The following is a 12397-nucleotide window of genomic DNA, read 5'->3' as shown; positions in this document are numbered from 1 at the left end:
TTATTAAATACAGAATGAACATTCAGTTTACTAACGGAGGTCATTATGAATACGAATTGGACGCATCCATTGGAAGGGCAATCTGTAGGTAAAGCTTTTATTAGCTACCTTGTGCCTTCCGTATTGGGGATGCTGGTAGTTGCTTTTAATTTTATTATCGACGGTATTATGGTTGGACACAAACTGGGTTCTACCGCGATGGCCGGGATCGGCATTGCCTCTCCTGTCTATACGCTTTTTGTTGCCATGTCGCTATGGATTGGTATGGGTGGGGCAACCTTGTACTCCAATGCAATGGGTAGAAAAGATATAACCACAGCCAAACAAATTTTCACCAAATCCATTATGCTCATTATGCTAGTCACGATAGCTATTGGATATACTGCATATACCTTCAAAGACAAGCTGGTATACTCCCTCGGTGCTAACGCTGAGACCTTCCCGTTTGCTTCAGACTACATGAATATCATGTTGTTGTTCGGGTTCGTCTTCACCATTGAGAATGCACTCTCTGTCTTTGTTCGGAACGATGGGAATCCCAACACATCCATGTACGCTCAGATTACGTTTGCTGTAGCTAATATCATCATCAATTATGTAACATTGTATGTACTTGAGTGGGGTGTACGCGGTGTTGCCCTCGGTACAATTGTATCGGCATCCCTTGCGCTGCTTGTCCTGTTCACTCACTTTTTCAAAAAAACAAATAATCTCACATTCACCCGGTTCAAATGGAACAACAAATTGCTGGCCTCCCTGTTACTCATTGGCTTCCCCAGTTTTCTGGCTGAACTTGGTATGTCGGTCTTCTCCGTCTCTCATAACATCTCGATGGACCGCATAGCGGGTACGGATGGCGTAGCATCCTTTACCGTATTGAACTATATTCATGGTGTGGTACTGTTAGCATTCCTGGGTCTGGCATCCGCTGCTCAGCCTCTGGTCAGCTATTATCACGGTGCGAAACAGATGAAACGGGTACAACAAACGATACGTTTAGCCACCAAAACAGCGCTGGCATGCGGTATACTGTTACTGATTGTTGTTCAAATCGGTGCACCTTATTTCGTGCAAATCTTTGGAAACTTCAGTAGCAGCGTTACGGATAATGCCGTTTACGGATTACGCATATTTACATTTGCCTATGTGTTCATGGGTGTTAACTTTGTTATGAGCACCTATTTCCAATCTGTAGGTAATGCCAAAATGGCCATCTGGATCACAGCTGCGCGTGAGATGATCATCATGATTGCATTAATTGCAGTCCTCCCTTCATTCTTCGGTGTTACGGGTGTGTGGCTTGCTGTTCCGTTATCTGAAATGCTGGTTCTCGTCACGATAGCTGTGTACTATAGAAAACGATCCCTTACGGATCGGATAAACGCGTTACATCCTGAATAACGTTAACAGATAGTATAACGGCAACAGATAGAAGATAAATAGAACGTAGATAGAATGTAGGTAGACCTCATAAATAATTAAATAAACAAATACATGAAGCCCTGCACGATCCATATAGATCGGTCAGGGCTTTGTTTTTTTCTAACTTAGATGTAATTAGATGCGTATATCAAATCGGCCATTACTGTCTGTCGTTGCGTTTGCAATCTCCTTAGGTGTAGCTAGACCCAATCCGTTGGACAGAGGTTGGGCAGGTGGCGCATCCTTCGGAACGGCTGTACCGGCTCCTTGAGAGCTTTGCTGTGCAATCTGTGCCTCAATCTGCTTGATCTGCTGTTCAAGTTGTTTAGTCTTTGTCTCCTTAGTCTTCTCATCGTCCTTGCTTGATTGCACTAGAGTCTTCATATAAGTGAAGGTCTTGATACCGTCTTATCTGTAAAGTTAGTTGTTTCCCGATATAAAATAGTAAAACAAAAAGACACACTCGATATCATCAAGTGTGTCTTCATATTGCTTGGCGGCGTCCTACTCTCCCAGGACCCTGCGGTCCAAGTACCATCGGCGCTAGAGGGCTTAACGGTCGTGTTCGGGATGGGTACGTGTGGAACCCCTCCGCCATCGCCACCAAACGCATAGCTTAGCTTACATTTCAGAGTTGTTGTTCTCTGAAAACTAGATTCGAAACGAAACATGCGATTAGAACTTGCTATTGGATAAGCCCTCGACCGATTAGTACTGGTCAGCTCCATGCATTGCTGCACTTCCACCCCCAGCCTATCTACCTCGTCGTCTTCAAGGGGTCTTACATACTGGGAAATCTCATCTTGAGGGGGGCTTCACGCTTAGATGCTTTCAGCGTTTATCCCTTCCGTACATAGCTACCCAGCGGTGCTCCTGGCGGAACAACTGGTACACCAGCGGTACGTCCATCCCGGTCCTCTCGTACTAAGGACAGCTCCTCTCAAATTTCCTACGCCCACGACAGATAGGGACCGAACTGTCTCACGACGTTCTGAACCCAGCTCGCGTACCGCTTTAATGGGCGAACAGCCCAACCCTTGGGACCTACTTCAGCCCCAGGATGCGATGAGCCGACATCGAGGTGCCAAACCTCCCCGTCGATGTGGACTCTTGGGGGAGATAAGCCTGTTATCCCCAGGGTAGCTTTTATCCGTTGAGCGATGGCCCTTCCATGCGGTACCACCGGATCACTAAGCCCGACTTTCGTCCCTGCTCGACTTGTAGGTCTCGCAGTCAAGCTCCCTTATGCCTTTGCACTCTTCGAATGATTTCCAACCATTCTGAGGGAACCTTTGGGCGCCTCCGTTACTCTTTAGGAGGCGACCGCCCCAGTCAAACTGCCCACCTGACACTGTCCCCGCACCGGATTACGGTACCAGGTTAGAACCTAGATACGATCAGGGTGGTATCCCAACGTTGCCTCCATGCAAGCTGGCGCTCACACTTCAAAGGCTCCCACCTATCCTGTACAGATCGTACCCAAATTCAATATCAAGCTGCAGTAAAGCTCCATGGGGTCTTTCCGTCTTGTCGCGGGTAACCTGCATCTTCACAGGTATTAAAATTTCACCGGATCTCTCGTTGAGACAGCGCCCAAGTCGTTACGCCATTCGTGCGGGTCAGAATTTACCTGACAAGGAATTTCGCTACCTTAGGACCGTTATAGTTACGGCCGCCGTTTACTGGGGCTTCGGTTCACAGCTTCGGGATTACTCCCTAACCACTCCCCTTAACCTTCCAGCACCGGGCAGGCGTCAGCCCGTATACTTCGCCTTACGGCTTCGCACAGACCTGTGTTTTTGCTAAACAGTCGCTTGGGCCTTTTCACTGCGGCCCCCTCGTGCTATTCACACTACCGGGGCACCCCTTCTCCCGAAGTTACGGGGTCATTTTGCCGAGTTCCTTAACGAGAGTTCTTCCGCGCGCCTTAGAATACTCTTCTCGCCTACCTGTGTCGGTTTGCGGTACGGGCACCATCACCTGGCTAGAGGCTTTTCTTGGCAGTGTGAGATCATGACCTTCGCTACTGTAATTTTCACTCCCCATCACAGCTCAGCCTTACAATGTGCGGATTTGCCTACACATCAGCCTTACTGCTTAGACGGACATCCATCAGTCCGCGTCACTACCCTACTGCGTCCCCCCATTGCTCATAACGGCTTACGGTGGTACAGGAATTTCGACCTGTTGTCCTTCGACTACGCCTTTCGGCCTCGCCTTAGGTCCCGACTTACCCTGAGCGGACGAGCCTTCCTCAGGAACCCTTAGGCTTTCGGCGGATCAGATTCTCACTGATCTTTTCGTTACTCATACCGGCATTCTCACTTGTATAATGTCCAGCGCTCCTTACGGTACACCTTCAACCCTTATACAACGCTCCCCTACCCCTGATGCAAAGCATCAAGCCATAGCTTCGGTGGTGTGTTTAGCCCCGTTACATTTTCGGCGCAGAGTCACTCGACCAGTGAGCTATTACGCACTCTTTAAATGATGGCTGCTTCTAAGCCAACATCCTGGTTGTCTGTGCAACTCCACATCCTTTCCCACTTAACACACACTTGGGGACCTTAGCTGATGGTCTGGGCTGTTTCCCTTTTGACAATGGATCTTAGCACTCACTGTCTGACTCCCGGAAGTAAGTCTATGGCATTCGGAGTTTGACTGAGCTTGGTAACCCTTGCGGGCCCCGCACCCAATCAGTGCTCTACCTCCACGACTCTGTTTTCCGAGGCTAGCCCTAAAGCTATTTCGGGGAGAACCAGCTATCTCCGAGTTCGATTGGAATTTCTCCGCTACCCCCACCTCATCCCCGCATTTTTCAACATGCGTGGGTTCGGGCCTCCAGTGCGTGTTACCGCACCTTCACCCTGGACAGGGGTAGATCACCCGGTTTCGGGTCTACGTCCACGTACTATGTCGCCCTATTCAGACTCGCTTTCGCTGCGGCTCCGGCTCTTTACCTTAACCTTGCACGGGAACGTAACTCGCCGGTTCATTCTACAAAAGGCACGCCATCACCCCTAAAACGGGCTCTGACTTTTTGTAAGCACACGGTTTCAGGTTCTATTTCACTCCCCTTCCGGGGTGCTTTTCACCTTTCCCTCACGGTACTGCTTCACTATCGGTCGCTAGGAAGTATTTAGCCTTGGCAGATGGTCCTGCCGGATTCATACGGGGTTTCACGTGCCCCGCACTACTCGGGATCCGTCTCGGAGGGAACAGACTTTCAACTACAGGGCTTTTACCTTCTTTGGCGGGCCTTTCCAGACCTCTTCGCTTAACCGGTTCCTTTGTAACTCCATGTGAGACGTCCCACAACCCCAAAGAGCAAGCTCTCTGGTTTGGGCTTCTCCGCGTTCGCTCGCCGCTACTGACGGAATCACTATTGTTTTCTCTTCCTCAGGGTACTTAGATGTTTCAGTTCCCCTGGTATGCCTCTGCACAACCTATGTATTCAGTTGTGAGTAACTGGAAATTACCCCAGCTGGGTTTCCCCATTCGGACACCCCCGGATCAAAGCTTGCTTACAGCTCCCCGAGGCAGTTTCGTTGTTCGCCACGTCCTTCATCGGCTCCTAGCGCCTAGGCATCCTCCGTGTGCTCTTAGTAGCTTAACCATATTGCTCCGGTTTTGACTGCTCGCTTCCCTTGTTTTGCTTGCGCAAAGCCAAAAGTCGCTCCCATTCAATACCATCGCAAAAGCAATTAACTACCGTTTTTATTGAAACTTGTTTGCACAAGTTCAGCTAAAAAGGAATGTTCTAATTCGCATTTACTTTCGTTTCGATATCTAGTTTTCAAAGAACAAGCTCCATGCAAAAGCAAGCTGTTTGAGAGTTTGAGCTCTCAAAACTGAGCAACGAGTGAGTGTTTTGCTCTTCATTTCATCCACACCAAGGTGAAGGACCGAAATGAATTGCGATCGCAGGTTCTAAGAACCTGCTTATTTGAATGTTTCCACGCGGGAAACGATTCTCCATAGAAAGGAGGTGATCCAGCCGCACCTTCCGATACGGCTACCTTGTTACGACTTCACCCCAATCATCTATCCCACCTTCGGCGGCTGGCTCCTTGCGGTTACCCCACCGACTTCGGGTGTTATAAACTCTCGTGGTGTGACGGGCGGTGTGTACAAGACCCGGGAACGTATTCACCGCGGCATGCTGATCCGCGATTACTAGCAATTCCGACTTCATGCAGGCGAGTTGCAGCCTGCAATCCGAACTGAGACCGGCTTTGTTGGGATTGGCTCCATCTCGCGATTTCGCAGCCCGTTGTACCGGCCATTGTAGTACGTGTGTAGCCCAGGTCATAAGGGGCATGATGATTTGACGTCATCCCCACCTTCCTCCGGTTTGTCACCGGCAGTCTATCTAGAGTGCCCACCCGAAGTGCTGGCAACTAAATATAAGGGTTGCGCTCGTTGCGGGACTTAACCCAACATCTCACGACACGAGCTGACGACAACCATGCACCACCTGTCTCCTCTGTCCCGAAGGAAAGATACATCTCTGTACCGATCAGAGGGATGTCAAGACCTGGTAAGGTTCTTCGCGTTGCTTCGAATTAAACCACATACTCCACTGCTTGTGCGGGTCCCCGTCAATTCCTTTGAGTTTCAGTCTTGCGACCGTACTCCCCAGGCGGAGTGCTTAATGTGTTAACTTCGGCACCAAGGGTATCGAAACCCCTAACACCTAGCACTCATCGTTTACGGCGTGGACTACCAGGGTATCTAATCCTGTTTGCTCCCCACGCTTTCGCGCCTCAGCGTCAGTTACAGCCCAGAGAGTCGCCTTCGCCACTGGTGTTCCTCCACATATCTACGCATTTCACCGCTACACGTGGAATTCCACTCTCCTCTTCTGCACTCAAGTCACCCAGTTTCCAGTGCGATCCGGGGTTGAGCCCCGGGATTAAACACCAGACTTAAATGACCGCCTGCGCGCGCTTTACGCCCAATAATTCCGGACAACGCTTGCCCCCTACGTATTACCGCGGCTGCTGGCACGTAGTTAGCCGGGGCTTTCTTCTCAGGTACCGTCACCTTGAGAGCAGTTACTCTCCCAAGCGTTCTTCCCTGGCAACAGAGCTTTACGATCCGAAAACCTTCATCACTCACGCGGCATTGCTCCGTCAGGCTTTCGCCCATTGCGGAAGATTCCCTACTGCTGCCTCCCGTAGGAGTCTGGGCCGTGTCTCAGTCCCAGTGTGGCCGATCACCCTCTCAGGTCGGCTACGCATCGTCGCCTTGGTGAGCCGTTACCTCACCAACTAGCTAATGCGCCGCAGGCCCATCCCCAAGTGACAGATTGCTCCGTCTTTCCAGTTCTCTTCAGGCGAAGAAAACAACTATTCGGTATTAGCTACCGTTTCCGGTAGTTGTCCCAAACTTGAGGGCAGGTTGCCTACGTGTTACTCACCCGTCCGCCGCTAACCATCAGAGAAGCAAGCTTCTCTTCAAGTCCGCTCGACTTGCATGTATTAGGCATGCCGCCAGCGTTCGTCCTGAGCCAGGATCAAACTCTCCAATAAAGATGAATTTCAGTAGCGTGGTTAAACGCTATGAAAATCATCTCAAGTATTTGAAAAGAGCGATAAGCTCATTTTGAATCTGACGAGATTAAAAATCTCATTTGTGCTCCAGTCGATCCAAGCCAAGGCTTGTCTCAAACTTTCGCGTTCATTCTGCAAGCAGAATGTTTACTCACTCGTTGTTCAGTTTTCAAAGATCAAACTTGTTTCGTTACCGAATGTTGTTCTCTTCAGCAACTCTTATATATTATCATGTCCGAACCAACTTTGCAAGCCCTTTTTATAAGTTTCTTTCGAAGCTTATTTCATTCGCTTGCCGCACCGTGTAAACCGTGTTTTCTTGGCCGGACTAATAATATACCATGCGGAACAAGTACTTGTAAAGAGATAATTATTAAAATAACAAATCCATATTTTAACTGTATTACGGACCTTGAATCTAGGATGAAACCTTAGGTTCAATTGTATTATCTTGCAGCTTAATCTTTTCTACTTAATCTGTCTTTCCTCTATATATAGAAGATAACCCTCTCAACTCTCATATTCGAGACGAAAGGGTTACCTTCTAAAAATAATCTACATTTATTTACGTTCTACTTTATACCCTTTATCCTCAAGCAGTTTCACGATCCCGTGATCGCCCAGATAGTGTGCCGCGCCGACAACAATGAAATACTCCTCGCCTTTGCCGTTTTTCAGGTAGCCATCAATTTTATCCGCCATACCGATATTACGATCAACCAGCATTGCTTTGTTGTACTCTTCGTTAGTGGAGAAGCTATTTGTCAGTTCAAGCAGTTGCTCGTCATTACCCGTTTTCCACATCTCAGCCATTTCATTCACACTGCTATCCAGCACATCGAAGTTTTCAATTGTTGCTTTTAGTGTTTCCTCTTGTGTCTCTTTAGAAAAATCGTTAAACATGCCAAGTTGAGATTGATAAGTCTCCAGTTCAATAACTGGGAGTTTACGCTCGATTGCTTTCTGGATGAAATACAGATCCACTCCTGCAGAAGCTTCATACCCAGCCGTTGCCGACTTCAAGCTTGCGAGCGTGCTCTCTACCACCCAAGGCTTAAATGCATCCAAAGCGTTAGGCTCCAGACCATTTTTCTTCAATACATCGCCCAGCTTAGTATACGTTTCACTTGAAATGTGATCTTTCAGTGTTGTTCCATCTTGATACGAACCCAGACTCAGAACCAGCTTTTGCTGCTCTTCATCAGGGGCTTTGCTAATATCAATCTCTACACCGAGATAATCGGCTTCAGCAAAAGCTTCTTCAAGCTCTGGACGCAGTGGGTAGAAGCTCTCGTCGGCAATATGCATTGAGCCTACCAGATAGACCGTGTTTCCATTGCTTTCAACTTCCCACATGAAGCCGCGTCCACCGGTTTGAGCAGTTTCGGTTGCTCCGCCCTTGGATACCAACAGCACTGTGCGCGTTGCAGCATCCCAACGCACTTCATAACCCGCTGCATCACCAACGATGCGGATTGGAGCATACGTTACACCGTTAATGCGTGTAAGTTTGCTTTTGAGTGTAATCGTTTTGCCATCTACCACAGCCGTGATCGTATCATCTGTCGCAGTCGTCAGCTTCACGTCCATGGCATCCAGCGTAGTGCGCAGCGGAACCAATGTTGTGCCTTTCTCCAGGATCGGCGCTCCTGTAGCATATTTCACAGCTTGATCATTGACCATGACCGAAGTTCCCTGAGGAGCCGCCATTGCCGGCACTGCAGATGCGAGCAAACCTACCGAAATTGTAAGAGATAAGAGCGTGCGTTTCCAATTCTTCATATTATGTATTCTCCTTTAATAAATATAGTTGCCAATCATTTTAATAGAAAGGACATACTTAGATACTACGGATAAAGGTAGGAATTGGTGCCACTCCAAAAACGGAGCAGCACTTTCTCCCTTCATCTCTCATTAGATAAGAAACAATAAAAATGAAACCGTCATATAGGTTCAATGCTAGATATTCGCAAAGTTTAAGCTATTCCATGATAAATAGATACTGATCAGCGCCAGGAAAAAGAACGCTATAGAAACCTTCCGATTACCCCGCAGCTTCACTCCATATACGACGAAGAAAATAGCAATAGCTAATTTAGAGATGCTTTGGTAGTTGCCCTGCTCGGAAAAGGCTGAACTGCTAAATACAATTGAAAGTAGCAATGTAGTCAGAATCAATGCTTTAAACCACAGGGGTTCCCTCAAAAACTGTATATAGAACCCTTTTATCTGCTGCATGATCATTAATCCTCTCCTGAACTCGATTTAATATGACAACACAGAACAACACGGCACCATCTATCTTAGATCTTATATGCCTTCATGGCTTTGAATAATTCCTTGAAGGTTGGACGTTTACCGTACATCAGCACACCTGTGCGATAGATTTTGGCTGCAAGCCATCCGAAGATGATAATGGATACGATGAGAATCGCTAATGAAGTGAGAATCTCCCAAGTCGGTGCAACTCCTGCGCCGATTCGTACCAGAATCGCGGTCGGCGACGTGAACGGAATGAAGCTTGCGATTTTCAACAACAGAATGTTCGGCGTAGCAATACTGAAGATCGCAATATAGAAGGAAACGAGCGACAGCATCGTGATTGGTAGAACTGCCTGACCGAGTTCTTCAGTACGACTTACCATTGAACCAATGGCAGCGAACAACACGGCATATAAGAAGTAACCCAGAATGTAGAATATGAGTCCATATACAATAACCGCAATATTCACATCACTTACATTCATATTGAAATCACCTAACACTGCACGGTTATGTGGCAGCAAGACATTTCCGGCAACCACTGCTCCGAATATCCCGATTTGCAGCATACCCACCATGAAGATACCGATGATTTTACCAAACATCTGGCTGAGCGGAGATACACTTGTAATCAGAATCTCCATAATACGCGAGCTCTTCTCAGCTGTGATCTCAGAAGCAATCATATTACCTGTCATCATGGTCGAGGTAAACAGCAGGATGATCAGCAAGTACACCACAATATAGTTAATCGGGCTCATTGCACCTTCAGACTCAGTACCGGCTCCACTCTCATCTGTACTCAGGCTTTGTTCGGTGAGCTTCACAGGTGTTGTAATCAGTTCCTTCTGCTCCGCTGTGAGCACATCCTTTACAACCACATCCAGCTTCACACTTTGCAACGCAGCTTCGATGGATGCAATGATCTGAGGTGAGACTTCTTCGGTTGAATAGAGAATCGGCTGAGGGAACTCCTGCCCTGCAACAGTTTCAAACTTCAGATAGCCATCAGTAAGCCCAGCTTCTGCATCTGCTTTGAGAGCCGCCTCATCTTTGTTACCACTGGTAATGAATCGATAGGCCTGATCCCCTTGGGCTGAAGAGAAGCTCTCCAGTTTCTCGGAAACCTCAGGCTGCCCTGTACTCAGAAGACCAATATTTACAGGGTTGCTGCTAGAAGCCCCACCAATGGAACCACCATTGAATAAGGTAATGAAATATGGAACATTGAGTCCTATAGAAATTAAAAGTGCAAGTACAATGGTCGTCACCATGAATGATTTCGTTTTAACCTTGTTTTTAAAAGTAAACCCCGTAATCGTTCCCATTTTATTCATTCGACTCACCTACCTCACGAATAAAGATTTGGTTAAGCGTTGGTTCCTTGATCTCAAAGTGCTCCACTGTGGTCTGTGCCATCGCAGTTCTCAGAATCTCCTGAGCGGCTTCCACCTGGCCGATATGTATCAGGTATCCACGCTCATTCCGCTCGACTTTCTTCACACCAGGCAATTGCTCCAGTCCATCCACACTTCCAAGCGTACTCAGATACACTTGCTCACGCGGATAACGGCTCTTGATCTCTTTGATCTCTCCTTGCACTACGGTATTGGAGCGATGCAGAATAGTAATCTGACGGCATAATTCTTCAACGTGCTCCATCCGGTGTGTGGAGAACAGTATCGCTGTTCCTTCATCACGCAATTCCTTGACAGTGGATTTAAGTATTTCCACGTTCACTGGATCAAGTCCGCTGAACGCTTCATCCAGAATGAGAATCTGCGGTCTGTGCACAACTGCTGCGATAAAGCCCATTTTTTGCTGATTACCTTTAGATAACTCCTCAATCTTCTTATCGTAATACTCCGGTACTTCAAACCTTTCCAGCCAGTATTTGAGACTCTGGTCGGCATCTTTGCCACTCATGCCACGGAGCCGGGCCAGATAATTGATCTGCTCGCTGACCTTCACCTTCGGGTACAATCCGCGTTCTTCCGGGAGGTAACCCATAATCTGTTGTAATTCCGCGCTGTATGGTTTGCCGTTGTACTGAATACTCCCGCCATCCGGGTGGATCAGTCCAAGCACCATACGCATTGTTGTTGTTTTACCTGCACCATTGGCTCCGAGCAGCCCGTAAATCTCCCCTTCTTTTACATTGAGCGTGACTCCATTAACGGCTGTTTTGTCTGCATATTGCTTGACGACTTGCTTCAATTCTAATCGGTTCATCATTTATCGTCTCCCTTCGGTTATTTCCACTGTACAGGTGCATACCCGGCAATCCAGAATGCCAGCACTTCATCCAATTCCAAGTTACGGATTTTCAACACCCGGTTGCCTGCAAGCTCCAGCCTTTCCTGCGCCTCACTGACCCGGGTTGTTATCACACGAATCAGACCACTCTCTTCCAAATGTGACTCTACAATTCCAGGAATACTCTCTGGCCGTAGGTCCCCTTCATACCAGATCTCTTTCCACTGATCGAGCACGGTATCCTTCTCAGCCATTCCCAGCGACTGACCACGGTGCATTAACACAATGTAATCCGCAAGCCTTTTGACTTCATCCGCTATGTGTGTGGCAATCAGAATCGTGGTATCTCCCCCCGCCATAAAGCTTCGAAACTGTTCAACCATGACCTTCCAGGCGAAGGGATCCAAACCGGATGAAGGTTCATCCAACAGCAATAATCTCGGGCGAGCTGCGAGTGCAGCTGCAATCTCGAATTTCCGCCTTTCACCTTTGGACATTTTGATCAACTTCACATCACTGGGCACACCCATCTCATTCATGAGTTGGTTGAACATTTTCATATCCCAGCGCGGGTACCAATAGGCCCGAAAATGGGCTGCTTCCTGTGCAGTAATCCGATTCTCTTCGAGCCCAGCGTTGTCAGCCACAAAACTGATCTGCTGCCTCATCTCGAGGGGAAGCGATCCCTCATGCTCCTTCCCAAACCATATAATCTGGCCACTATCCGGCAACACCACTTGTTGTAGCATGTTAAGAAGTGTACTTTTGCCTGAACCGTTATGTCCCAGAATGGCAATTACGTACCCTTCCGGAATGGTCAAATCGATAGGGCCAATGACTCTGCGTTTTCGCATTTTGGATACACCGTTTAACTGAACTGCTATGGGTTCCATGTATGAATC

Annotated in this window: 7 protein-coding genes and 3 rRNA genes; 1 reads left to right on the top strand and 9 read right to left on the bottom strand. The window is 47.9% G+C overall.

The window, feature by feature from the left end; all coding sequences use genetic code 11:
* The first annotated feature begins 45 nt into the window (after positions 1 to 45).
* On the top strand, positions 46 to 1401 hold the full coding sequence (locus M1D71_RS02935; RefSeq protein ID WP_458125173.1) for an MATE family efflux transporter: 1356 nt from the start codon (positions 46 to 48) through the stop codon (positions 1399 to 1401).
* A gap of 156 nt (positions 1402 to 1557) precedes the next feature.
* Here M1D71_RS02935 and M1D71_RS02930 read toward each other — a convergent pair whose 3' ends face one another.
* The 9 genes from M1D71_RS02930 to M1D71_RS02890 all read right to left on the bottom strand — a co-directional run bounded on the left by M1D71_RS02930 (position 1558) and on the right by M1D71_RS02890 (position 12388).
* A complete protein-coding gene (locus tag M1D71_RS02930) occupies positions 1558 to 1794 on the bottom strand; it encodes a hypothetical protein (protein ID WP_458125172.1) in 237 nt (78 codons plus the stop codon).
* 119 nt (positions 1795 to 1913) lie between these two features.
* Positions 1914 to 2030: ribosomal RNA gene (gene rrf, locus M1D71_RS02925) — 5S ribosomal RNA — on the bottom strand.
* A gap of 80 nt (positions 2031 to 2110) precedes the next feature.
* A 23S ribosomal RNA gene (locus tag M1D71_RS02920) occupies positions 2111 to 5038 on the bottom strand.
* A 365-nt stretch (positions 5039 to 5403) separates the two neighbouring features.
* A 16S ribosomal RNA gene (locus M1D71_RS02915) occupies positions 5404 to 6956 on the bottom strand.
* Together the 16S, 23S and 5S rRNA genes form the textbook arrangement of a ribosomal RNA operon.
* Before the next feature lie 582 nt (positions 6957 to 7538).
* Positions 7539 to 8759, bottom strand: coding sequence for a TraB/GumN family protein (locus M1D71_RS02910; protein WP_458125171.1), 1221 nt, complete (start codon positions 8757 to 8759; stop codon positions 7539 to 7541).
* Between the two features lie 177 nt (positions 8760 to 8936).
* A complete protein-coding gene (locus tag M1D71_RS02905) occupies positions 8937 to 9221 on the bottom strand; it encodes a hypothetical protein (protein ID WP_458125170.1) in 285 nt (94 codons plus the stop codon).
* Positions 9222 to 9280: 59 nt separating this feature from the next.
* On the bottom strand, positions 9281 to 10576 hold the full coding sequence (locus M1D71_RS02900) for an ABC transporter permease (RefSeq protein WP_458125169.1): 1296 nt from the start codon (positions 10574 to 10576) through the stop codon (positions 9281 to 9283).
* Complete coding sequence (locus tag M1D71_RS02895) at positions 10569 to 11471, bottom strand: ABC transporter ATP-binding protein (protein WP_458127145.1); 903 nt, start codon at positions 11469 to 11471, stop codon at positions 10569 to 10571. The genes M1D71_RS02900 and M1D71_RS02895 overlap by 8 nt, the downstream gene beginning before the upstream one ends.
* Before the next feature lie 20 nt (positions 11472 to 11491).
* Positions 11492 to 12388, bottom strand: a complete 897-nt coding sequence (locus M1D71_RS02890; RefSeq protein ID WP_458125168.1) for an ATP-binding cassette domain-containing protein — start codon at positions 12386 to 12388, stop codon at positions 11492 to 11494.
* Positions 12389 to 12397 lie beyond the last annotated feature (9 nt).

The organism is Paenibacillus sp. Z3-2, from assembly GCF_054161325.1.
Note: the sequence above shows the minus strand (reverse complement) of the source record. Positions and strands in the feature narration are given on the sequence as shown.

Coding starts and splice junctions, on each gene's coding strand:
- M1D71_RS02890 (WP_458125168.1), bottom strand. CDS start 12,388: ATGGAACCCATAGCAGTTCAGTTAAACGGTGTATCCAAAATGCGAAAA.
- M1D71_RS02905 (WP_458125170.1), bottom strand. CDS start 9,221: ATGATCATGCAGCAGATAAAAGGGTTCTATATACAGTTTTTGAGGGAA.
- M1D71_RS02910 (WP_458125171.1), bottom strand. CDS start 8,759: ATGAAGAATTGGAAACGCACGCTCTTATCTCTTACAATTTCGGTAGGT.
- M1D71_RS02935 (WP_458125173.1), top strand. CDS start 46: ATGAATACGAATTGGACGCATCCATTGGAAGGGCAATCTGTAGGTAAA.
- M1D71_RS02895 (WP_458127145.1), bottom strand. CDS start 11,471: ATGAACCGATTAGAATTGAAGCAAGTCGTCAAGCAATATGCAGACAAA.
- M1D71_RS02900 (WP_458125169.1), bottom strand. CDS start 10,576: ATGAATAAAATGGGAACGATTACGGGGTTTACTTTTAAAAACAAGGTT.